The organism is Siphonobacter sp. SORGH_AS_1065, assembly GCF_030818595.1.
Taxonomy (GTDB): Bacteria; Bacteroidota; Bacteroidia; order Cytophagales; family Spirosomataceae; genus Siphonobacter.
Genome location: NZ_JAUTAM010000004.1, coordinates 4,610,585 through 4,635,368 on the forward strand (window position 1 = coordinate 4,610,585; position 24,784 = coordinate 4,635,368).

At 43.2% G+C, this 24,784-nt stretch carries 18 protein-coding genes and 1 CRISPR repeat array; of the genes, 8 read left to right on the forward strand and 10 right to left on the reverse strand.

Annotation, left to right across the window (positions count from 1 at the left end; translation table 11 throughout):
* Positions 1–73: 73 nt before the first annotated feature.
* On the reverse strand, positions 74–2,269 hold the full coding sequence (locus QE390_RS19950) for a S9 family peptidase (RefSeq protein WP_307143476.1): 2,196 nt from the start codon (positions 2,267–2,269) through the stop codon (positions 74–76).
* 369 nt (positions 2,270–2,638) lie between these two features.
* Here QE390_RS19950 and QE390_RS19955 point away from each other — a divergent pair, with 369 nt between their 5' ends.
* Together QE390_RS19955 and QE390_RS19960 are read left to right on the forward strand one after the other, a co-directional pair.
* Positions 2,639–5,677 (forward strand): sensor histidine kinase, encoded by a 3,039-nt coding sequence (locus QE390_RS19955; RefSeq protein ID WP_307143477.1) that lies wholly within the window; start codon positions 2,639–2,641, stop codon positions 5,675–5,677.
* 95 nt (positions 5,678–5,772) lie between these two features.
* A complete protein-coding gene (locus QE390_RS19960; protein ID WP_106635828.1) occupies positions 5,773–6,417 on the forward strand; it encodes a response regulator transcription factor in 645 nt (214 codons plus the stop codon).
* Between the two features lie 45 nt (positions 6,418–6,462).
* Here the strand turns inward: QE390_RS19960 and QE390_RS19965 are convergent, their stop codons facing one another.
* A complete protein-coding gene (locus QE390_RS19965) occupies positions 6,463–7,035 on the reverse strand; it encodes a hypothetical protein (protein ID WP_106635827.1) in 573 nt (190 codons plus the stop codon).
* Between the two features lie 296 nt (positions 7,036–7,331).
* Between QE390_RS19965 and QE390_RS19970 the strand changes: the two genes are divergently transcribed.
* Entirely contained in the window at positions 7,332–7,715 is a 384-nt protein-coding gene (locus QE390_RS19970; protein ID WP_307143478.1) for a phage integrase SAM-like domain-containing protein, read from the forward strand.
* A gap of 208 nt (positions 7,716–7,923) precedes the next feature.
* On the opposite strand, the gene QE390_RS19975 is transcribed toward QE390_RS19970, so the two are convergent.
* From QE390_RS19975 to QE390_RS19980, 3 genes are all read right to left on the reverse strand, one after another.
* On the reverse strand, positions 7,924–11,421 hold the full coding sequence (locus QE390_RS19975) for a PAS domain-containing protein (protein ID WP_307143479.1): 3,498 nt from the start codon (positions 11,419–11,421) through the stop codon (positions 7,924–7,926).
* Between the two features lie 571 nt (positions 11,422–11,992).
* Entirely contained in the window at positions 11,993–12,256 is a 264-nt protein-coding gene (locus QE390_RS24790; RefSeq protein WP_373424553.1) for a DUF2958 domain-containing protein, read from the reverse strand.
* A 97-nt stretch (positions 12,257–12,353) separates the two neighbouring features.
* Entirely contained in the window at positions 12,354–13,586 is a 1,233-nt protein-coding gene (locus QE390_RS19980; protein ID WP_307143480.1) for a hypothetical protein, read from the reverse strand.
* A 120-nt stretch (positions 13,587–13,706) separates the two neighbouring features.
* On the opposite strand from QE390_RS19980, the gene QE390_RS19985 reads away from it, so the two are divergent.
* Positions 13,707–14,375, forward strand: coding sequence for a hypothetical protein (locus QE390_RS19985; protein WP_307143481.1), 669 nt, complete (start codon positions 13,707–13,709; stop codon positions 14,373–14,375).
* A 1,388-nt stretch (positions 14,376–15,763) separates the two neighbouring features.
* Here QE390_RS19985 and QE390_RS19990 read toward each other — a convergent pair.
* The 3 genes from QE390_RS19990 to QE390_RS20000 all read right to left on the reverse strand — a co-directional run bounded on the left by QE390_RS19990 (position 15,764) and on the right by QE390_RS20000 (position 17,912).
* Positions 15,764–16,198: a RidA family protein gene (locus QE390_RS19990; RefSeq protein ID WP_307143482.1), complete on the reverse strand. Its 435-nt coding sequence runs from the start codon at positions 16,196–16,198 to the stop codon at positions 15,764–15,766.
* Positions 16,199–16,332: 134 nt separating this feature from the next.
* Positions 16,333–16,809 (reverse strand): hypothetical protein, encoded by a 477-nt coding sequence (locus QE390_RS19995; protein WP_307143483.1) that lies wholly within the window; start codon positions 16,807–16,809, stop codon positions 16,333–16,335.
* Positions 16,806–17,912 (reverse strand): acyltransferase, encoded by a 1,107-nt coding sequence (locus QE390_RS20000; protein WP_307143484.1) that lies wholly within the window; start codon positions 17,910–17,912, stop codon positions 16,806–16,808. The genes QE390_RS19995 and QE390_RS20000 overlap by 4 nt, the downstream gene beginning before the upstream one ends.
* Before the next feature lie 181 nt (positions 17,913–18,093).
* On the opposite strand from QE390_RS20000, the gene QE390_RS20005 reads away from it, so the two are divergent.
* The gene (locus QE390_RS20005; protein ID WP_307143485.1) at positions 18,094–19,152 is read left to right on the forward strand and encodes a sensor histidine kinase; all 1,059 of its coding nucleotides are present in this window, start codon (positions 18,094–18,096) and stop codon (positions 19,150–19,152) included.
* A gap of 4 nt (positions 19,153–19,156) precedes the next feature.
* Entirely contained in the window at positions 19,157–19,834 is a 678-nt protein-coding gene (locus QE390_RS20010) for a LytTR family DNA-binding domain-containing protein (RefSeq protein ID WP_307143486.1), read from the forward strand.
* A 196-nt stretch (positions 19,835–20,030) separates the two neighbouring features.
* A CRISPR array of direct repeats spans positions 20,031–21,379; the repeat unit is 30 nt; unit sequence ATTTCAATTCCATAATGGTACGATTAATAC.
* Between the two features lie 364 nt (positions 21,380–21,743).
* On the opposite strand, the gene QE390_RS20015 is transcribed toward QE390_RS20010, so the two are convergent.
* The gene (locus QE390_RS20015; protein ID WP_307143487.1) at positions 21,744–22,613 is read right to left on the reverse strand and encodes a ChaN family lipoprotein; all 870 of its coding nucleotides are present in this window, start codon (positions 22,611–22,613) and stop codon (positions 21,744–21,746) included.
* A gap of 35 nt (positions 22,614–22,648) precedes the next feature.
* Complete coding sequence (locus QE390_RS20020) at positions 22,649–23,050, reverse strand: GNAT family N-acetyltransferase (protein ID WP_106635774.1); 402 nt, start codon at positions 23,048–23,050, stop codon at positions 22,649–22,651.
* A 62-nt stretch (positions 23,051–23,112) separates the two neighbouring features.
* On the opposite strand from QE390_RS20020, the gene QE390_RS20025 reads away from it, so the two are divergent.
* Positions 23,113–23,724 carry a thioredoxin family protein gene (locus QE390_RS20025; RefSeq protein WP_106635773.1) on the forward strand — a complete coding sequence of 204 codons (612 nt, stop codon included), beginning with the start codon at positions 23,113–23,115 and terminating at the stop codon, positions 23,722–23,724.
* A gap of 205 nt (positions 23,725–23,929) precedes the next feature.
* Complete coding sequence (locus QE390_RS20030) at positions 23,930–24,742, forward strand: hypothetical protein (protein ID WP_307143488.1); 813 nt, start codon at positions 23,930–23,932, stop codon at positions 24,740–24,742.
* Positions 24,743–24,784 lie beyond the last annotated feature (42 nt).

Genomic DNA, 24,784 nt, shown 5'->3' on the forward strand with positions numbered 1-24,784 from the left:
TCCGTCGATCGATGGATAGTCAACGTTTTACAACCGAACCGTCTATTATTAACTACTTACAAGAACATCCTGCTTATTTGGCTCCGATGTAACGTTCGAAGAATTCATAAATCCGCAGCATTCGGTCGATGCGTTGACGAACGTTACCCGAACGGCTCAGTTCGTGCGTGGCTCCGGGCATGCGTACGTATTCAACGTCCTTACCCATGATCTTCATGGATTTATACATCATCTCAGATTGAATAACACCCGTACGTAAATCGTTTTCGCCGTGTTTAATTAACAATGGCGTGCGAATCTGATCGACGAAGGTATAAGGTGAGTTAGCCTCCAGAACTCGATCCGTTTTATCCAACCAGGGATACTGGAAATAGTTGGGAACCAACCGCCAGGCATTGCCTTCGCCCAGGAAGGTCGTTAAATCATAAACGCCCCGCTGCGAAAAAGCAGCCTTAAACCGATGATCGTGACCGACGATCCAGGCCGTTAGGTAACCAGCATAACTGCCGCCCGTAATGACCTGACGAGAGGTATCCGCCCAGGATTCTTTCGCGGCTTCGGTAGCGGCTCTTAACACGTCAGAAGCGGGACCTGTGCCCCAGTCTTTAATATTTCCCCGTTGAAAATCAATGCCGTAACCGCCCGAACCGCGAGGATTGGCGTAAACGACTCCGTATCCTTGGGAACAAAAGAACTGAAACTCATGCCACATACTGGCTTCACCGGGGCCCCACATGGCCGTCGGGCCGCCGTGCATGTTCAGTAATAAAGGATATTTTTTACCCGCCTGAAGCTGGGCTGGTTTCATAATCCAGTATTCTATAGTCTGGCCTTTTTCGTTCTGGAAGGTACGTTTTTCAGGAATACTGATGGCCTTCTTTGAAACCCAGTCATTCAGGTTCGTTAATTTCTGAGCGGATTGTACGGCTTTCTTCAACTCGGCTGTTGACCATTCCGTAGCCTTTCCTTTTTTAGCGGTTCCGGCTACTGAAGTCCAGTAGACTTCGTTAGGTGCCGTTACCTGCGTTTTAACGAAAATGAGTTTATCTCCTTTCAGGTCAAAATCCAGAATGCCTGAATCAAAATCGGATAAGGTTTCAACTTGATTCGTAGCTGCATTAATGCGGTATAAAGGTTCGCCACCGTTGGAAGCCGCCGTAAAGTAAACGTATTTCGAATCATTAGACCAAACAAAACCCGAAGCCGCCCGGTCGAAGGAAATAGGCGTAGGTTTGGCCTCACCCGTAGTATTAATAATGTTAACCTGAGCAAGGTTAACGCCTTCAGCGGGCGAAGTCAACACGATCATTTTCTTACCATCCTTAGAAATCGACGAAGCCATGGCCCGCTGATTTTGGGGTACGAAAAAATCCTTTTGTTCGCCCGTTTCTGGTGAAATCTGAATGATCTTGCTGGTTTGTTCCCGATCCGGGTGAATCGCGGCTTGCTGACCCGTTGTCGCAAACAGTACTTTCCCATCCGTACTCCAACCCGCGGGCTGAACGGATTTAAAGCCCGTTGTTAATACCTTCGGCTGGGCTCCCTCCTTCAATTCAACCAAACAAATGTGACTAAACGTTAACTCCGGTTGCGTGGTAGCTTCGCCCTGGAAGTTCAGTCGGTTGATAACCTTGGCTTTTTTATCCACTACGTCCTGATCCAGAAAAGCCCGGATTTCAGCAATGGAACCGTCGGGGTTAGGCTTCACTTTCGAATCGGGTTTCAGGAAATTATTATCCCGAAAGCCGGGTTTTTCGAAGGCCCACTGAGGCACCGTTTTAGTCGGGTTGAATAAACTGTCTTTTAGTAATTCATTCAAACCTAAACTAACCGAGAAAGCTATTTTAGAATGATCGGGCGAGAGATAAGCGGCTCCAATGCCGTACTTCCAGTTGGTTAACTGCCTGGGCTCTCCGCCATCGAGCGATAACTGAAATAACTGCAACTTCCCTTTCACGGGACGCATGAATAGCAAAGTCTTATCATCCTTCCAGATGCCGCGACCTACACTTTCTTCCCCCTGCGTTAGCTGACGGGCGGGATTTTTAAAATCCGTAATCCATAAATGAGTGCGGTAGTTATACTCCCACTTTTTCTCATCATCGGCCTGAGTGGTCTGCACCGCATAAATGGCCTTGGAACCATCGGGCGAAAGAGATACGCCGGAAGCAGCCTTCAGACGGGTCAGGTCCGTTACGGTAATTTTTTCGTTTTGGCTCCAGCTCAGGTACGGCAGAACCGTGAGGACTAATAAAAATCTAAACTTCATAGAGAGAAGAAGCGTTTTCAGGTAAGACCGACTGTTTTAGTCAGTTTCGCAATGGTTTTTCAATTGCTAAAAGTACGGAAGAAAAGCGGCTCCCTGTGCCTCAATAGATCAGATTGGGGGGGATGACTTCAAATGAGAAGATTTTGGCTACTATTCCTGATTTTTAAGTCTTACTTTTGAATTCGCTTAAAAACTAAAAAACAGCTCCGCAAGACAGAACTGTTTTTTCCCTTAACCAAAACTTTGTAAAAATTCTACGGGTCAAAATTATGTCAATTCTTCAAGCTATCGTATCCCACATTTAGGGGGATATATAGAAAAAAACGAGGGGATTTACCTGGGTAAAGCGGGTAAATCGTGCCGAAATACATGCGAAAGTTACTAGTAAGCCTGTTCTTATTATGGATCTGCGGAACCGGGTTAGCCCAGCCTAAACCAGTTTTGCTGGATCAGTATTCGGTCAATGAGGGGCTGTCCCAAAGTGAGGTAACCTGCCTGCTGAAAGATCAGCGTGGGTATGTCTGGCTGGGTACTCAAAACGGCTTGAATCGCTTCGATGGGCACCAGTTTGTGCATTACCATCATCAGCCTTTTCAGGCTCATAGTCTTTCCAATGATTATATTCTTTCTTTGGCAGAAAGCCGTCAGCAGATCTGGATTGGCACTCGTCAGGGTTTGAACCGTCTGGACCTAGCCACTGGACTTTTCACCCGTATCGGCGAAACGGATCTCTCCTATAAAATTACCGCCAAGGCATTAGCCGTAGATGCACAGGGCTTTATCTGGGTCGGCACAACCAATGGGCTTTTCCGGGTTTCTCCTAACGTGGGGCAGGATTTTGATTTCAATCATCTGCTCCACACCTCCAATTACGTATTAAAAGATCGCTCGATTCAGGCCCTGAAGGTGGACAGCGATGGTTTTTTATGGGTAGCTACGAATCGCGGACTTTATCGAATTTCCCCGGAGCTCAATCATAGAAGAGCCGTAACTCGCTGGAAATCGTGGGGTACCCATGTGTACGCCATTACACAAGATCACCGGAAACAACTCTGGGTGGGAACGGATCAAGGACTCAACCGTGTGGATCGTCAGTTGCCCCATCGCACCACCTTAGCATGGGTTTCTCAAAAACCCGTCCTGGCTTTACTAGCCAGCCATCAGAACCAGCTTTGGGTAACGGTAGCGAACGAAGGCGTGTATCGATTTGATCTGCGTAACCCGCTTGAATTACCCCTCCTCTCCCAATGGATCGTTGATGACAGGACTCGAAAGGGACTTAAGAGCAACCGGGTTACCTGCCTCTTTGAAGGTCCTGATCCGAAAGAAGATGTGGTATGGATGGGGACTCGGGATGCGGGCGTACAGGCCTTCAGTCAATCAAAAAATAATTTTCAGCACTGGGAATCCTTCATTTCTCCCGCCTCTTCCCTACAGTTATTCTTATCTGTTTATACGGATAAATACCAGCAACTGTGGATGGGCAGTTATCATGGACTTTATCGCATCAACCGAAATACGCTGGAAGCCAAGTCTTACCCCGATGCCGGATTGGGCGGGGCGATTCATGCGTTTCGGGAAGACCATCAGGGTAACCTCTGGATGGGCGGGGAAGAAGGTCTATGGCGTTACAACCGCTCGGCGGATCGTTTTGAATCCGTTTCTTTAGGGCATGAAAATGTTCAGGTCAAGTGCTTGTTTGAGGATCGGCAACGGAACCTCTGGATTGGAACGGATAAAGGAGTCTTTAAACGCAACCAGAACGGCGTACTCCATCGCTTTCATTTTCATTACGACGGACCCGTTTCAACCGTTGAAGCAATTCATGAGCAATCAGATGGCTCAATTTGGGTGGGAACGCTGGGCGGTCTTTTTAAAATGGACCCTCGTGGCACGATCAGCTCTTTTTATAACAAAACCGATGATGCTCATTCCTTGCTTAGCAATGAGATTTATGACTTGCACGCCTGCCGCAACGGGCAATTCTGGATCGCCAGTAGCAAAGGCCTGAGTCGGCTTTACTTTGAGGGAGACCGGGCTCGTTTTGAGCACTTTACCGAAGAACAGGGCTTGCCTAACAACGTGGTTTATGGGTTACTGGAAGATCCCCAGGGCCGTTTGTGGATGAGCACCAATAAAGGAATCTCCCGCTTCGATCCACGCACGAAAGCCTTTCGGAATTACGCTAGTTCGGATGGCTTACTCTCCAATGAATTCAACGTAGGAGCGTTTCATCAGAGCGATGACGGAGAGTTTTTCTTCGGAGGAATTGGTATCTTAATCAGTTTTCATCCCTGGCAGTTAAGAGAAAGTCAGTTTCTGCCACCCATTGTGCTGACGACTTTCCGAAAATTCGAAAAGTCATTTGCTTTCGACAGTCTTCTGGCTGCCGATAAAAAGCTGAATATCAATTACAACGAAAACTTTATTTCCTTCGTTTATACGGCCCTTGATTATAAAGATCCACAGAAAAATCAGTATGCCTATAAACTCGAAGGCTTTCAGGATGACTGGAATTACAGCGGTCAGCGACGTTACCTCAGCTTTTCCAACCTGAATCCCGGAGACTATGTATTAAAGGTAAAGGCCTCCAATGCCGATGGGGTCTGGAACGAACAAAAATTGCTGGAAATTCCGATTACCGTCATTCCCCCCTTCTGGCAACGCTGGTGGTTTTATATTTCCTGTGCCCTTGTAGCAGCAGTGGCTACCTGGCTGTTTTATACCTATCGTTTAAGAAATCAGGTGGCTCGGTTACTGGAACTGGAAAAGGTAAAGCTGGCTGAAAATGAACGCGTGCGAAAACTGGCGGCTCAGGACCTGCATGATGAATTTGGCAATACGATTACCCGCATTTCGATGTTGACCGAAATCATTAAAACCAAACTTCCCGAGCATTCAGATAACGTATTACCCCTTCTTACCAAGATCAGCGATAATGCGAACCGGATGTATCAGGGAACTAAAGATTTCATCTGGGCGATTAATCCTGATCACGATAACCTTTATGAAATTGCCATTCGTCTGAAAGACTTCGGAGATGACGTTCTTGACAAGACGGGCATTCGCTTTGATATTGAAGGGTTAACCGAAAGTCTGAAAGATTTTTCTTTACCCATGGGAGTTAGCCGACACGTAATCTTTCTTTTCAAGGAAGCCATTAGCAATACGCTAAAACACGCCCAGGCCACCGAAACCAGACTGATTTTTAAGCAGGAAAATAACCGGGCTACTATTCAGTGGATTGACAATGGAAAAGGCTTCGAGTCCAGTAAGCGAATGACTGGAAATGGCCTGCTGAACATGGAAAGTCGTGCCAGAAAATTTAATGGCACCCTACAGGTGATCAGTGCATCGGAGGCGGGAACAAGCATTACCCTGTCTCTTCCGGCACCCGCTAAAAAGTAAAACTCTTTCCGCTTAATAAGTCATTTCTCCGATTATACCATTAAACATGTATTACCGGAAAACTATGCTTTATCTTTAGTATCTTTTTAAAAGCCATGAATAGTACTTTATCTGCTCCTCAAACGATTAATGTATGTATTGTTGAAGACGACTCCGTCATTCGTGAAGGATTTGCTCTGTTAATCAATAGTACCTCTGGATTTCGAACTGTCCAGACCTATTCCAGCTGTGAAGATGCTCTTCTGCACTTGCAACAGGATAATCCCGATGTCGTATTAATGGACATTGAATTACCCGGCATGACCGGCATTGAAGGCATTACCAAAATCAAGAAAATCCGACCCCAGACGAATATTATTGTCATTACCGTCTACGAAAACGATGACCTGGTCTTCAAAGCTTTATGTGCGGGTGCGGGTGGTTACCTGACTAAAAACATGCCTCCAAGCCGATTACTGGATGCCATTCAGGAGATTCAGAATGGCGGTGCTCCTATGAGTACGAACGTAGCCCGAATGGTGGTGCAATCCTTCCAGAAAAATCGAAATTCGCCGCTTACTTCCCGGGAAACGGAAGTGCTGGAATTACTGGCCAAGGGCAAAAGCTATTCGACTATAGCGGATGAACTTTTTGTAGATAAAGAAACCATCCGCACGCATATCAAGAATATTTACTGGAAACTCGAAGTACATTCCAAAGCCGAGGCTATTGAGAAAGCCACAAAAGAGCGTTTGATTTGATTATAAAAAAAGCCGTATAACGATTGAGGTTATACGGCTTTTCTTTTACCCTATTCTTCGCTGAATCAGTCGATTGACGCCTTCGTAAAAAATCTTCGGCTTTAAAGTACGCCAGTTAGGAATTTCTTCCAGCGTACCGCCGTAGTTGATGTAATAATCCAGGTGATACTTGGTAAATTCTTCCTGAACGAAATCGCGAAAATTAAGAGCGACAATCCAGCCGTCCTCTACTTCTTCAAACCATTCGGCGTAATAATCGTCGTCGTTACTTCCGTGGAAATTAAAGACGTTTTCACCAATTAAGATGAATTTATTGATTCCTTCTGAAAGTAAGGGGTCAATGACGTTACGTTTGAAGAACATAATATCATTATGCAAGGTATCATTCCACTCGCCCAGTAACTCAATCACCGTGAAGTTTAATTCATAGTCAGCGAAAAGAATCTTACAATAGAGCGTCTCAGAACCGATTTCATCCCAATTAGGGTGGATGTAATAGTCATAAACCGTGTTCTCATATTGCTGATAATTGTACTCCCGGTTATGGAAAGGCGATTGTGGATCATCCGCAGCTACATAATATTTCTCCCATCCGTAAAAAGGCTCGATATCCTGCATGATCTGGTTTCTTATGGTTTGATATGAATCATTATAAACTGTCAATCAGTTCATTACAAAAATTATTATTCCGCATAAATTCATAAAAATCGGAATTTGTTATACCAAATCCTGTTGACTGATTGCTTTACTTTAGGTCAAAACTTGAAAGAATCGGAAGCCAAAGCTGAAAAGATTAAAAAATTCCATCCTAATTTGGCTCGTTTGAATAACCTCATTTCAAAGCGGAGTGGAAAGTCGAAGCCCATGATAAAATATTAAAACTCGCTTCCCAGCAAAAACTCATTTCGCATCAAGTGGCCCGCACTCACATTCGGCCCCAAAACAGGTTCTTCATTTTTAATCAAGCCGACCTCTTTATTGATCACTTGCGTAAGCAAGGTAAATATAACCGTGTCAATACAGACATCCCTCACATCCATCATTTTCGAGATTTTCTAAATATTGCGGATATCTCGTTTCAGGAAATAACTGTTCCATTGCTCGAACGATACCGAACCTATGTAAAAAGTAAACGTAAGGTGAGTGACTGCACTATTGTTAATCACCTGATTACCCTTCATACACTTCATAACAAAGCCATTGCAGCAGGGCTTGTGGATTATAAACATTATCCGTTTGGCAAAGAGAAAATCAATATGAAGTTTCCAGAGTCCTCGGGCTTACGGTCAACGAAGTGAAGATCTTAGAAGCCCTGAATGCTGTTTTAGATCTATAATAAAGGAGCCAGATAGTTATTGAGCCTATACGGCAGAGCCTCTAGCATATACATTTTCTAAAGAGTTGCTTATAAAAGGAAGTAAGATGACTATCTAGATACCAAGAAAAGCTTTTGTACAGGCTTCGCTTCCTTCATAGATATGAATATAATGTTTGTCTAGTAAGCACTCAGGAATGGTTAGAGGGAAGTGGAAGCCACTGAGTAAAGGCTTTTTCTAAAACTACCCGGGCAATCGGTTTGGTCAGATAGTCATCCATTCCGGCGGCCAGACACCTGTCTCTTTCTCCGGCTAGGGTGCCCGCCGTTAACGCTAAAATAGGAATCCGACCCTTCTTCTCTTTCGCCCGGATGGCCTGAGTAGCTTCGTACCCATTCATTTCAGGCATTTGGATATCCATTAAAATAAGATCTGGCAGGTAACGAAGGTAGGCTTCAAGTCCCTGCTTGCCGTCGTGAGCCTCATAAATGGTTAGATCAGGCCGTAGGGAAGCAATGAGCTTATGGGCCAGCAAACGATTAACGGCATTGTCTTCTACTACCAGCACCGAACGGGTTTTTTCTTCCAGGACCACGGCACTGGAAGCATGGTTTCCAGACCCGGCGGTAGTGGGCTCCGCCTCACTAGTTCTGAGATCCATGAGACTAGATAAAGCCTGATAAAGCTGCTGGATTTTAACGGGCTTAATTAATCGATGGGTTATGTCTAATTGCTGACAGGCTTTTTCTACGGCTTCATCTTCCGAGGAAGTATAGAGCAATACTACAGGCTGACGCTGACTATCGTAGGAATGGATTCTACGCAAACTACTTAAAGTCTCAATGCCGTTTAAATACGGCATGTGGTAGTCCATGATGATGATATCAAAAGTTTCTTTTGCTGCCAACTCCAAGGCTTGCATGCCATTGGAAGCAGATTGAGTAGGGATATGCTCCAAGGCTAACATCCGCTCTAGGATCAGCCGATTACTCTCATTATCATCGACAATAAGTACTTGCTTAAGGGAGCGTAGCTGCGGCCAGGATGCTTTGGGTTCAGCTTCAACGGGCAGCGTGAGCTCAAAGGAAAAAATGCTGCCTTTGTCTACATCGCTATCTAGCTTAAACTCACTTCCCATCAGATGTAATAAACGACTGGAGATGCTCAAACCTAACCCTGTTCCGCCAAATTTTTTAGTCGTCGAGAGATCCTCTTGCATAAAAGCTTCAAAGATTTTATGCTGATTCTCAAGAGCAATGCCAATGCCCGTATCACGAACCGAAAACTGCAACGTAACTTGATCTTGCTGACTACGAATGACTTCGATCTTAAGTTCAATTTCGCCTTTGAGCGTAAATTTAACCGCATTGCCTAACAAATTGACCAGGATCTGTCGCAGACGAATGCCATCCACCCATACCCAAGTGGGCACATCTACGTCCAGATTTAGCAGTACTTCCAGTCCTTTTTTGTGAGCCTGAGTCGTAATCATGGAAATTGCCTGCTCCGAGAGCTGCCAAAGGTTCGTCTTTTCGGAAGCTAGCTGAAGTTTATCCGCTTCAATTTTAGAAAAATCTAAAATATCATTGATAATATCTAAAAGCGACTGAGCCGATTGCAACACCACTTGCTGATATTGAGTCTGAGTCTCATCCAGACGCGTATTCATTAAAAGTTCAGTAAAGCCAATGACCCCGTTCAAAGGAGTACGGATTTCGTGGCTCATGTTAGCCAGAAACTCCGACTTGGCCTTACTGGCGGCTTCGGCCTGCTGACGGGCTTTGTCGGTTTCTTGCTCCGCCTTCTTACGCTCATCAATATCTTGAAAGGTACCATACATTCTGACACATTTTCCTTGGACAAATTCGGCTTCTCCTTGACTGCGTACCCACTTGAGTGTTCCTTTAGCCGTTCTAATCTGAGCTTCTAAATCCCAGGGAGTTCCGTGCTCCAGGGCCGCTTGAACTGCTTGACTAATGCGGGCCTGATCCTGAGCACTGGCGTAGAAGTTAATGCCTGCCCCAAGATTGGGATCAAAGTCTAAAGGTACCTCGTGAATTTCTTTGGTAACGGAAGACCAATAAAGCTTCTGGCTAGGGCATAATAATTCCCACCCGCCCACTTTGGCCATTCGGCCCGTATTTTCTAAAAATTCATGGGTCCGAAACAGCTCCATCTGAGCCTTCTTATCCCGAGTAATGTCCTGAGTAGACCCTACCAGTCGCTGACAAACACCATTTTCAAACTCGGCCTGCCCTTGACTCCGAATCCACTTTAGATTCCCTTGAGCCGTGCGGATTTCTCCTTCAAAATGCCAGGGCGTTCCTTTTTTAATGGACTCTCTAAGAAGGGTTAATGCATTCGCTCGCACCGCTTTGTCAGTGAACGCATCCAAAGCGGCATCCGCACTCAGGGATGTAAAAGTATCTTCCTCGTAGATGGCCCGGGCTACAGCCGAACGATTGACTTGCCCGGTAGCCACGATGTATTCCCAGCCGCCCACCCGGGCAATTTCAGCTGTTTGCTCAAGCAGTTGCTGGGTTCGAAGCAGTTCTGCTTCGGCCTTTTTACGTTCCGTAATATCACGGCTGGTAAACACCATTTCGCCCGTCAACTCGTAGCGATTAGCCCGGGTTTCCATCCACAGATAATGTCCGTCCCGGTGACGCATGCGGTGTTCCAATTTCCCGTACCCGATCTGGTTGGCTTGTGCCAGGGCTTCAAAAGCCATTGCCCACTCATCAGGATGAAGAAAGGTAGTGATGTTTTGTCCCAGACTTTCCTCTACCTCCAGGCCGTAAATCCGACTCCAAGAAGGCGATAGATAGTTGATAATTCCTTCGGCATTCACAATGGAAAGAATATCACTAGTCGCAGCGAGTAAAACGGATAAATCTGCCTGGTTTTTAAAGCTCTCGGTGATGTCGCGGCCCAAACAAAGAATCTCGTTAACCTGATTGCCCGTATCACTCAGGCCAATAAAGGTCCACTCATGCACTTTGAGCTGCCCTAGATCAGACTTTTTGCGAAGAATCACGGTAAAAGGTACTTCGGGTTGAGTAGCACAGGATTCGAAGGCTTGAAGTCCTATAGGTACATCTTCTTCTAAAACAGCTTCAGCAGCTAATGTCCCCATTAATTCTTGTGACGTTTTGCCCAGGGACTTTGCGTAATCTTCACTAACAAAGGTATAAGCTCCTGCTAAATTTGTTCGTGCTACGTAGAGCACCTGACTATTGGTTATATAGCGATAGAGTAAAGCCTCCCGGCGAGCACTTAGTTCGGCTTCCTTTTCCTTGGTAATATCCTGGTGAGAAACCAGCATACGCACGGGCTGACCCTCAGCATTTCGAACCGCAATGCCCCGGCAACGTACCCAGACAATCGACCCATCTTTGTGAAAGTAGCGAATTACAGGTTCAAAAGCATGGGAAGGGTCTGCCAGATGGGCCTCCAAATTACGGGTTACGGCCTGAACATCATCAGGATGCAATAAGGATACTATGGTTGAGGAAAGGGCTGTAATTTCTTGTGGCGTATAGCCTAGCTTGTCCCAGAAACTAGGACTCATCCACTGATTGTCTGGATTTACTAAATCCCAAGTCCAGATGCCCGCTTCCTGAAAAAAGTTAAAAAAACGTTCATCATTCGTCAGTAATTCAAGGAATTCTTTTTTTAAGTAGTGCATATGGCGGTCATCCTACGCTTAGAAATAACTAGAATATAGTCAGTAGTCTTGTCATTTAACAATTGTAAAACTTAACTAGTTTACAGGATGACACTTAAATTTTGAGTAGGAAGCAAGTACTATATAATCCTCTCTATACATCCCTATTTCTTAATAGGGATAATTTCATTTTTTCTCAGAAAACTTTGGCTTAACTATTTAAAATCAAAAGTCTGAAAATCAGAAAAGGGCTTACCCCTCGCAGTTTTGCCGCTGTGTATTTTAATCCGGTCGCAGGGGAAAGAGTAGAAGGTTCTTTCATCACCCCGGTCCTCGACACTTCATCTCCTCAACTTCCCTGTATAGCCTTCGTCTATAAGATCAGCCAATCATTGCTTTTAGTACGGTATTCAAGGGTGGCACCTCACACCTTTGCCCCATTCCCCCTACCCTTCCTTGATACTTCCAATCCCATAAAGCTTTCCTGCGAAATTCAAGCAATGACGAATGACCCTGAAGCGTTGAACTCACCGATCTGGCTTAGGCAATTGCTTGCCTGATAAACGCATCAGACCATCAACGGCTGCCCGTTTCAGCATATTAGGATCTTCGGTAATCCGACCGCCAGACGAGCCGCTTCCGTGTAAACAGACAAAGGGTATTCAGGCTTAAAGTGTGTATCGATTTCAATAGCTAGCATTCCCAAATTGGTGACGCTTTCTATTTCCGAGATAGATACATAGCCCAATTCAGGGGAACCCAACCCCAAATCATATAACCCAAATGCGGAGTCCCTGGGGTTAAGTTCTGTTAAAATCCAGGTAGCTCTTCCAAAAGGCGTAAAGAGCTGGATCATAGCTCCATTGGCCCTCCCCTATGCCCTTACCGTATCTATACCCTAGCTGTCTTTTATCGTTACCTTGTCAGTCTGGCATCCTCCCACGTTCCGTACATTACCTAACCTGTAGGGTTGGGCTTTTGAGCTTGAAGTTCCTGACTATCCCCGAGCCTTTAAATGCAATCCGCACCCCAACGATGCGGCCAATGCCTTTTGAAAACTTCCCTTTGAAGGCCAATTTCTCGTTTAGGCTGATCGTTAGCACTCCGGCGGAGGCCATGCATTTTAACTGGACAGCCTTAGTGAAATCAACGCCAAAACTTGAAAGGTTATGAGTATTCCCGGCAATCTCCTCTTCGCCCAGTCTGAGTAGCAGGTCTCCTACGCACCCTGGAGCGGATAAGGGTATCTCGATAACGCCTCCTGTTCCGAGCAGCATTACACTGGCCTGTCGGCACGGAGCACTCACCTGAGTAAACGTATTTTGCAACGCCATGGTCAGTTCAAAATTTTCCGATTCGATGCCCATGTCCTTATCCACTCGCGTGAGCACAAAAGTGGGGACTTCCTGATTGTAATCCTTGGAATCCATGATCAAGTCCGCTTCTTCGAGTCCCAGCCCACCCGCTTTGAAGTACAATTCCCGGGGCAGGTAGATCGGCATCGGGTCTTTGTCGAGCACGCCGATCCAGTCTGATTCGATAAAAAGGTCGTGTTCTTTGACGACTGAATCATTCAATACCAGCTTAGCACGGTAATATACCGGTAAGTAATAGGTGCTGGCGTACTCATGTTTGTGCTTATCGACCTTAAACCTGCGTCTTTCATCCCAGCTTTGCTGAATGAAAACGCTGTCTGCATTAGAGTCACTGGCATCATATTCAAATAAGACGGTGTTGGGTACACCTTGAGTTACGGGCTGGCTTGAAAAGCGGGTATGGCGATAGGTCAAGGTTCTGCCGAATTGCTTTTGCAGGACAAAACCAATCAGTGCTAATGCAACAACAGCAGCGACAACCAGGAGCGTAATTCTATAGCCTCTCTTTTTACGTTCCTTAGGCTTTGGATCAGTCTTTTCTTCCTGGGCAGAACAAAAGGACCTCCAATTAGGAAAATCTACAAACTGGGCCAGGGCATCCAAGGTGGCCAGGTTCGGTGTGCTGTTGTATTTGACTTTCCCCCAGATCCGCTTTAGCGTGCTTGGGCTTAGCAGTACACCCGTTTTTTTAAAGATCTCTTCACTTAAGGTTTCGAAGTCCTGCGATTGCCAGTCAGTGCTTTTCCGCCAACCGATCTTGCTTTCGACAAGTGCCCGGTATTTTAATATAAAAATCTGAATATCAGTCATTGTAGTACCCTGTTCAAACTTGAATAGATTTGAACACGCTTTGAATGTAAGCTTTGAACCTTTTCACTTTCCTTTGAACGACAATGATAATCACACCAAGTTTAACAACAAATGCTTACGATGAACCGATTTAGTAAAGGAGTAACGGGTCTGATACTGATGTGTTATGCTTTCAGTGCTTTGGGCCAAAAGGCCACTCGGGTACCTTTGGAAAAAGAGAATCTGTATCCGGTAAACCGAGAAATACAACTTGCTTTTGATAAGCATAAAGGTAGCCTAGTGCAGGTCAACGCTTTGAACAACCCAGGAGTAGTCTGGATCAATAACCTGAATTTTAAGAGTGGCAGTATTGAATTCGACGTGAAAGGAAGGGATGTTCTACAGAAAAGTTTTGTAGGCATTGCTTTTCATGGTAGGAATGACCACAGCTATGAAGCGGTTTATTTCAGGCCCTTTAATTTCAATGCGAAAGATAGTGTGAGAAAATCACACGCGGTGCAGTATATGGCCTTACCGAATAATGACTGGCCCTATTTAAGGAAAACTTTTCCCGGAAAATACGAGGCCCCGGTAAAGTCCTTTGTCGATCCTGATGCCTGGTTTCATGTGAAGGTAGAGGTAACCGACCAATTCATCCAAGTTTTCATGAACGGGGATGAGTCACCCATGCTCAAAATTTCGCCACTGGAAAAATCCTTTAACGGCAAAGTAGGCTTTTGGGTGGGCCATGAATCAAACGGGACTTTCTCAAATCTAGTAATCACTGGCGGCCAATGGGTTAAAAAATAAAAGGTTGAAGGCTTACGGCTCCGTGCTCTTTTATCGGGCTCATTATAAAGTCATCATGTGATCAAGGCTCGTGTTAACTTCATACTCTTTGTCTTTGAAAACATGCTTTTCAATTGATTTAATGTTATTTTTTTACCTACTGTAAAAAAAATTCACATCTAAAATAGCAAATGCCTCGGAGATTGATGTCCAGAAATCGTGTTCAAAATAATTAATCTGTAATCATTTTATAAATTATAAATTATGACACTCTTATCAAGTTATATAAGTCATTATATGTTTATAACAAATCATCTGCTTCGATGACGATCAAATTCTATTATAATACAACAACGTCATCGAGCACTGGTTGGGTTTTAGCGACGACAAAAACCATCAGTCCTCGCACCGATGCTTCGTATTGTCGCTTAGCCGCTAAACAGCTCAAAGCCGTTATCACTTATACACCGACCGCAGGAACCTATTCATCTTTTAATTAGCAAAAATATTCCTGCAATTAAATAATAAGCCAGCCCCATACATTAGAATCTTAGGGGCTGGTTTATGGTGACTTTCCTACTGCTAATCACAAACTTTATCAGCTCTTGGAATATTATCGATAATTTTGGCTATTAAGGCTTGCTACTCTGCATTGGCTGCATCCGTCCACATATAAAATTTTACTATAGATATTTTAAACGTGAGCGGATGCGAGAAACTGTACGTTATTATTCCTTTTCTGTTTCACCTTGCTATTGGAGTTTTTGAGTGGCCGCTTCTTTCTGTTATGCCAATTCAGCCCCCCTTCTTAGGCTTTTTTCATACGCAGTTATCATTCCTGGTATTTTTGAGCTCTCTTTTGCCGTTTCCTGTTCTGTTGCTTTTTAGGGTCCGCTATAGTTTACACAAGCACCCTTAAATTCAACACTCTGGCCTGAGCAGTACCAGGGTGTTTTTTATACCAATGGTCCAGTAAAAGTATTTTTCAATAGTTCAGCCTCTAATTAAGACTTAACTTATGTTAAAAAAATCAAGTCTTGCCTTATTTAAATACGTAGCTTATAGGGGAGTATTTAAATTTAGGGCATTATCCCATACCTAATAATAGGTAAGGATTAATCAAACGGGTTCAAACATTAAATACAATAGAACGTCACCTCAAACAGTACATAGACGGGGTTCCTTTAAAGTAGTGATCGCTTCCAATGTCCTATTGCTCTATTACTGGTACAAACCCCGACGTGGATTTTACAAAAGTTAAAAGAGCCTTTTCATCTTATTTAAAAGGCCCCTTGGAAGATTTCCAGGGGCCTTTTGCTCTACGGCGTTCCATGAACGTTCGTTTGTAAGAGGTTACCTTCAAATATTGGGCAAATCATAATCAAATCTATGTAATTTCTTGTCCTGTTTTAATGAGGCAAATGTGCTATTAACTCAACTTCCAGTTTGGCTTCACTCATGTAAAGTCTGGATACCTGAACCCAGGTCGCCGCCGGGAAATCTCCATTATAAAACGTTTTTCTTACGGAGTTGTATGCTTTCATCGTTTCAATGTCCGTAGTATATAAATTTTCCTTTACCACATTTTGAAAAGTTGCCCCGTAGCTTTTTAAAGATTTTTCCAAGGCTTTATAGACTTGTCGTATACCTTCGAGAGTAAGCTTGGTTGTTACCGCCCCAGAAATGTAGAGAACATGGTCTACTTTTAGTACTTGTGTGTAGCCGACTACCGTATCTTGCTTAGAAGGCGTATCCCAATGCCATTTATCTTTGGTGATAGTATGGCTTTGTGCGTAACCAAGGAAGGTTATAAGTGTAAAGAATAGCGATGATACAATTTTCATAATCATAGTCAGAATAACTGCTGTTTTTAGGTTTAATTCTATCAGATTTACTCATACTTCAGCCAGACTCCCATCATTTATCTGTATTCAAAATGCATGTATTTGCTTTGTAACCCATCAAGAGCTAAAGCTGCTTACTCAGCTATAGAGAAAATAACGCTTACCATTTTCCATTCGTTATCCATTTTGATCAGATGCCAGAATTCCTTTCCCCAGTTGGTCATCTTACCATCATTCCAATACTCATAATCAAACGTAACACTACCTATAACGTCATCATTGGTAATTCTTACATTTTTAAAGATTTCCTCCTGCGTTCCTTTATCTCCCAAAAACTTGTAGAAAGTATCATATCCTACGGAAAAATAGTTTTTAAGATCAGGCTTTTTAGCAATTACTTTTTTAAACTGATTCTGATTTTTCATAACCCCTATCCATACGAACGCCTGCGGTGTAAAAAGGCGAAGAAAAGTGACTGAATCTTTTTTACTAATGCTAGTTCGGAATTGATCCACAATCCCGTTGATTTCTGCTTTTTCTTTTGCAAATTTCTGTGCTTTTACCTGAGTTAAAGAGAGCAGGAAAATAAATACGGTAATCACTCTTTTCATGACTCTATATTTTGATTTAGTAATCGATTTTTCAGCCAGCTTGAGGGACGCTCTAACGTGTATCGGTAAACTAATCCAGCCGCTAGGCATCCAATCAGGCAAAGAATCATTAATTGGTTTTCGGAAAGATTCATCGGGCTAGTGGCTACTTGTATGAGATGAATGATTCCTTTATGAGATAAATAGATCGCAAAAGATAAATCAGCCAATTGACGGGTTACCCTTAATGACATCCCGCTGAGAAAACAGGAGTCGGAAACAGCGGAACTTACCAGTAATCCATACGCCAGACCTACCCAGGTAAAGCCAAAAACAGAAGCCGTTTGGGAGTATTGGTCCTTACAAACCCAAAAGGCAAAGGCCAGCATAGCTATTCCTGCAAAGAAAAATAGTACCCCCTTTGAATGGATCAGTTGCTTGAACGTTACTGAATATTCGTAAAGAAAACCGATCAGCACCCCTATGGCGAGGGAGTCCAACCGGGTATGCGTAGGATAGTAGATGTGCATATACCACAGTTTCCAAAAGTGATCAGACTCTAATGCGGGAACGACGAAATGAGTCCAGGCAAAGCTCCGCAGAGCAATAGAAATTAGCGGCAAAACCATGAGTATGTACTTAAGTTTACTCAGCCAGCCCGTTTTTAATAACAGAAGAAGGGAGAAAGGGAGCAGCAGGTAAAACTGTTCTTCGATACACAAAGACCAGGCATGGGAAAACGTGCCTTTATTGATTACATCAAGTCCATAGTTTTGCGTAAACGTTAGAAACCTCCATAAAGGAGGTAAGGCCTCTCGTTCCCTAAACCAAGGAAAACAGACATACAGCAGCAGCGTAAAGACAAAAGGCGGGATAATCCTGAAAAACCTTTTGGTAAAAAAGGTTTTCAGAAATACAGTACCATACTGCCGAATTTCTCTGAACAACTGACCAGAAATAAGAAACCCGCTTAGCACAAAAAAAAGATCCACTCCTGTCCAGCCATAGCTGCCGATAGTATCCAGCCAGTCAGGATGCCGGAACGCCCGGTAATGGTACATCCACACCAATATAATAGCGACGGCCCTTAAATGATCCAGTCCGTTAAATCTGTTCTCTTTCATTTTTTCTGCAAAACTTCACCTCTTGCAACCTATATCCTACGGGGTATGCCAGAAAACCTCTTTTATGGGACCGACGACATTAGAGGGTGTTTACATGAAAAATCCTGCTGTTTGTGCTCCAATCAGGTAGTCTGTCCCTGTTGTGGGCGTTTATACGGACAGAGTTTCTAGTTTTACAGCAATGAAAGAGAAAACAACCCGTAACTTACTTTCAGTCATCAGCTATCAGGCGGTATTCTGGACGGCCCTTTTTCTGTTCGGACTGGGACAGGCTCACAGCAGTACCACTTACCTAAGTTTAGAGGATATCATCATCTACAACTTGTGTCACCTGCTATTTCAGATCATCAGTGCCAACTTGATTTACTATTATCTGATTATTCATCTTTTCGACCGAAAACGTTACGTGCTGTTTTTGATCAGCCTAATCTTTTCTCTGTATCTCTTAGCCGTTATCAATCGAATTTTTATCGTTTATGCCGCAGAGCCTTTTTTTACGAATGAGGCACCGGACAGCATTACCACCATTTTAACCGATCTTGATTATCTGGTTGTGTGTTATGCCCTCCCCGTTATTACTGCATCATTTATTTTTGTCTGTTTCATGCATATTTTACGGTATAAAAACGAGAAACAAGACCGCATTCGACTGCAAAAGGAAAAAGCAGAACTTGAGCTGAAGGTGTTGAAATCCCACCTGAATCCTCATTTTCTGTTCAATACGCTTAATAACATTTATTCCCTCGCGGTTAACCACCCCGATAAAGCTCCTAAATTCATTGCCGGACTGGCTGACATCCTTGACTATGCCCTTTACAAAGGCCCTCAAAAGATGGTTCGAATCACTGACGAGATCACTACCATCGACCGCTACCTGGAACTGGAAGAATTGCGTTATGGAAACACTTTAGAAATCAACCGAATACTGAAAATTCAAGCTGAAAATCAAATTCCTCCGCTTCTGTATCTCTCACTGGTTGAAAATGCATTCAAACATGGAAGCAGGAGCCTTGACGGCAACCTCCGTATCACGCTTGAACTGCAAACCGATGAGGTCAGATCTGTATTCAAAATTGGAAATAGCAGTTTTCAGAAAACGTCTGACCGCCAAGAAGGAATCGGTCTGACCAATATTGAAGAGCAACTGAAATTGTATTACAAACATAATTTTGAACTTCGTGTCAACTCAGATGAAGACTGGTTTAGTGTAGAAATCGTCACTCCTGCCTGGTATGATTAAATGTATGATCGTCGATGACGAACCACTGGCTATTGAGCTGTTGGAAAGCCATTTAAAAAAAATAGAAGCCCTTCAGCTCGTCGGCAAAGCAAGAAATGCGATTGAGGCCCATAAGCTCCTGCAACAACTGCCGGTTGATCTTCTGTTTCTGGATATTCAGATGCCTCATCTGAGTGGTATTGAACTAATGCGGTCTCTACCCGTAAAACCGAAGGTTATCTTCACGACGGCCTTCAGGGAATTTGCTGTAGAGGGATTTGAATTGGAAGCCGTCGATTATATTCTGAAGCCGATCACTTTCGAGCGTTTTTTTAAAGCGGTTAGTCGGATATTGAGAGATACGGGTAACAAAAATCCTGAAAACACCCTAATGATCAGATCAGAAGGGTTAAACCGAAAAATCAGGATAGATGACATTATTTTTATAGAAAGTCAGGGCAATGACCTGAAGCTCTTTCTGACTAATGCGGTTTACCTCACTAAAAACACGATTGCGGATTTTGCAGAACGGCTTGCTACCCAAGGTTTTGTAAGAATCCATCGGTCCTTTCTCTTTAATCCTGACTACGTTACCGGTTATAGCAATTCTGAAATTGCATTAGGCTCCTATTCCGTTCCGGTAGGGAGATTTTACAAACAAGAGTTTAATGCGTTTGTTAAGAATTATGCTAAAACAGAGTAGCAATGGGGATTTGTATGGAAGAAGTTTTTTAAACTATTTTCTTTCCATTGCACATTATACTGGATTTCTCCTGATTGCTACATTGCTTTATTCCTGAGTAGATAAGTAAAATAGAGCCTCCATCCCCAATAAGCTATTCTATGTCTGACCGATCTTTAACCAACCGAACGAGAGATCACGAATATCTGCAAGTATTATTTCAATTCCATAATGGTACGATTAATACATTCAAGAAAACCGGGTCTATTACGGTAATGTGCAACATTTCAATTCCATAATGGTACGATTAATACGGTCTGAAGTAGCAAGTACTGAGGTGCAGGTTATTGGATTTCAATTCCATAATGGTACGATTAATACCGCTTATAATATGGTAGTCACGGCGGAATATATGATATTTCAATTCCATAATGGTACGATTAATACAACATTGCATTATGAGAGCGGAAATAGAGCTACCTATTTCAATTCCATAATGGTACGATTAATACTCTTACTTGCAATGCGTAGCAGAAAACGGTAAAATCCATTTCAATTCCATAATGGTACGATTAATACAAAGCCGCTAAATCTGTCTAATCCCCTTTTCACCGAATTTCAATTCCATAATGGTACGATTAATACGGGACGCCGTCGAGCCTTCATTAAAGTAAATGAGCAATTTCAATTCCATAATGGTACGATTAATACCTCGACAAGTTTGCTGATTACTTGGATCAGTATTATTTCAATTCCATAATGGTACGATTAATACTGTAAATGGTAAGCCAGACTGCACCTTCTATGTTTTATTTCAATTCCATAATGGTACGATTAATACGGAAATCGAAAAAGACGATGCTTTGGGTAAATCTTCATTTCAATTCCATAATGGTACGATTAATACTTGTCTGGATGATTCTGGAAAACGCTCTGGATCTCAATTTCAATTCCATAATGGTACGATTAATACAGGCGGCACAAACTAAAAGAGCAGTTGACTTAACTGATTTCAATTCCATAATGGTACGATTAATACCCCGTTTGCGGTCCTTCGTAATTCGAATGTTTTCGTATTTCAATTCCATAATGGTACGATTAATACACTACTATTAACTGTATTGTATACGTATACGGGGGAATTTCAATTCCATAATGGTACGATTAATACACTGGAGAGATAAGGTAAGAGAAGTATCTAAACGCTATTTCAATTCCATAATGGTACGATTAATACGTTTAACGGGATTTACAACGCTTCCGGCTCAACCCCATTTCAATTCCATAATGGTACGATTAATACAGGTTAGAGCATTTCTTGTCTGGCGTTGGGTTCATAATTTCAATTCCATAATGGTACGATTAATACTAAAATCGTTTTCAAAAACGGTTTGAAGCCTTACAATTTCAATTCCATAATGGTACGATTAATACAGTTTCTGTTCAGACCGATAACGTGGTCGAAATCGAATTTCAATTCCATAATGGTACGATTAATACTCGAAGTATGTACGAAGTTTCTCAGGCCGCGTTCACATTTCAATTCCATAATGGTACGATTAATACCCGTGAATTTACAAATCAAAAAGCCTTATTCTATAGCACAATCCCTATTTATGTTACTTCATAAAAGCTACCAAAATCGTCGACCACCAATCATAAGAAAACATAGGGCGATCGACGACTACTCATTACCAAACAATTAACTCACTAAACTACTTTTCAAACTTCTTATAAAATGCAATTCCAGGCATTTATAAACCGATCGACGACAAAGTGAAGTAAAATACTTCCTTTTTTTACAGCCCAAATTACTAGATACTCAATCTATTTCTAGTTGAATATTAAAACTTCTAAGCTCTTTCTGAGTATAGCTCATCTTTACAAAACTGGATAATCTGGGAAGCCTAATTCTTTTACTACGATTGACTCAATGCGTCTTAGTCATGGTTTCAGGAACCGTGATAATAAAATTAGCCAGTTCGGGTTTGGCATCTTTAGGTTCCTCAATATTTGCTTCTTCGGTAGTAGCAATGGTTACAATTTTTAAAGCGGGATTCGCTTTCTTGAGATACCAGTAAATTCCTTCAAAGTTCTGGCTGTGGTACGAGCCATTAAAGTGTAGAAAGGTCTGTCCTTTTTTCCAGTGTTTAAGAATAAAGTGACTCATCGTGGCATCCTTAATGGCCTGAGCTTTGGCCATATTTTCAGCACTAATGGAGCTACCGCTACCATGTACCCCACCCATTTTTATTAATTCGGCATACCCGGGAAGTGTCAAGTCAAACGGGATAGGTTGAGGGGCAATATGCTGCTGAGCTTCTGGACTTAACTGTTTCAATTCATCCGTACCTCGTTTGGCAACGATGCTGGCATAACGCCGGGGAATATTGGTGGCGATAAAAGGAATCTTCTTTTCCTGAGCAAAATCAACTAATGGCTTATAATCGGTTTGATAATTGTTCCAGACTTTAGCCTCGGCGGTTAATTGCTGAGAGGTAATTTTGTTCTGTAAATATTCATCCAGAACAATCTGATTATCAGATTCAAACATTTCTGCTCCTAGGACTAGTTTCTCATTTTTCTGTTTGTATAAATCCTTTGTCAATTCCAATTGTAACCAGTGATCAATCGAGTTATTGTGTAACTCGCCAAACAAAACGATGTCCGCTTCGGAAGCTTTTCTCAGTAACTCCTCATAACTCGAAGCCTTCAACTGCTGATTGTAAATAAGATAGGCTGGTTTATCCGTGAAAGCTAAACCGATCAGTGCCACCAGTGTAAGGAGGAGACTTCGCATATAGAAATTTATTTTGATGAAGGATTATCGTTTTGTTAATGGATTCTATCTTTTAGGAAACAGACCTCACTGCGTTTCATTCCAATTTTAGGATAATAATCTACCGCTTTGGGTGCAGCCAGCAAAATCAGGCTTGTTTGCAAACCCGCTACTTCATGAGTGAGTTCAAGTAACGTTCGCCCAATTCCCTGATGCTGGTAACGTTCGTCTACGGCCAGATCGGCGAGATAGGTACAGAAGCTGAAATCACTTAAGGCTCTGGAAACTCCAATGAGTACCTCTCCTTCCCAGGCGGTAACTAAAATCTGAGCGGCAGTTAACATCTGCTCCATACGTTCGCGGTCGTTGACAGGCCGCCGCTCACCCAACGTGGAACGATTTAGAACATCAATGAATTCTTCTACGGAGAGCTTTCGCCCGGTTTGATATTGAATCATAGGAATAGTAGTCGACAGATGAAAGCACCGTTTAGTAACTATCGATCAATTTTATAACATTTATGGAAACTCCATTTACCCTTTCTTCCGCACGCATCGAGTCTGCCTACTCCTATCAATCGTATCGTCAACTGATTACGGATCTGCTAGCGGCGGGGAAAACGACGGGCCCGAAACAATCGGACATACTGACGAAATATACCCAGCTCAATGTACAACGAATGCAGCGTCTGGACAAAACTACGGTTCTGATGCCGGAGTTGCTGGCTACTGTTCAGAATAACCCCTCGTCTTATTACTGGCTGATCCTTACCGAAGGCTGGTGTGGCGATGCGGCTCAAATTGTGCCCGTACTGGAACGAATAGCCGAAGCTTCGAACGGAACCATTCAGACCCGTTATTTTTTACGTGACACCAATCTGGACTTTATGGATGCCTACCTAACCAATGGTGGCCGGGCGATTCCCAAGTTAGTTATTGTTGAAAAAAATACGTTAACGGAAGTAGCCGAATGGGGTCCCCGCCCCCAACCCGCTCAGCAATTATACAAGTCTTTGCAGGAAGCAAAAACACCTTTTGAGGAACTCAGCACGCAACTTCACACCTGGTACGCCAAGGATAAAACCCTTACCCTTCAGGCTGAATTACAGAATTTACTGAAAAATTTATTCTAGTATTTTCAGCCATCCAATCAGATCATCTTTTACCTAAGCGTTAAATTTTACGTAGATAGTTGTGTTTATATCTTTAAAATTTATACAACCGGACTATACCCTTGCACTAGTAAAAAACTGCTACAAATGATGGTAATCCGGGGGTATCGTTATAATTTTGGGAAAAACGCTAGCCTGGCTAGCTACTTTAGGGCGAGGTTTTATTATGATACGTTGGAGCGGTAAGCAATTGATTATCAATATTTTATTGTTTAGTATATTTTTACTAGCAGCTTATTATCTATGGTTTCCACCTATTTGGGCCTGCCAGACGGTGCGTTTCCGTGGCTTTTCCAAAATAGCTCCTTCGGTCTACGTCAGCGATCAGACTAGCAAACCTCGTCAGGATTCACTTTTGCAGTTTATCAATCAGGCTCATAAAAGAATACGGTCCTTCTGGGGGGCTCAAAGCGGCGAAGCAACCATTATTTTCTGCTCCAATCGCGAAGAATATCAGAAATTTTGTCTTTTGTACGAAGGGGCCGGCTGTAGCCTGGGCACGCCTACCGGCTCCTGGATTATACTCAATCCAGACGGATTAAATGTAGATGTCATCGCTCATGAAATGTGTCACGATGAGTTATTTGCCCGTTTAGGCTGGATGAAAGCTAAATCTTCTTTGCCTCAATGGTTTGACGAGGGCATGGCTCTCATGGTTGACTATCGGTATTCTGACCCAGATCCTTCCCGCCGATACATTGGCTATGTTCAGGAATGGGATATTCTTACCAATCACGGTAAAACAGCCCCACATCTTCAGGATATTGTTACTTTAAACGGCTTTTTTGGCACGCAGCGTGGCCAGGCCGATCCTACCCGAACGGCCCAGTCGTACGTTACTTCTGGCAAAGAAGTTTCCCGCTGGTTAGGACTGGTCGGGCAGGATGGCTTACTTCGAATCATTCAACAAGTACGCGATGGCTACGAGTTCGACAATGCTTACCGCGAGATCGAACAATACCACCGGCCAAAACTTTAGTGCTTATATAGGGTTACTACTGAAAGGTAAAATAACCCTGCT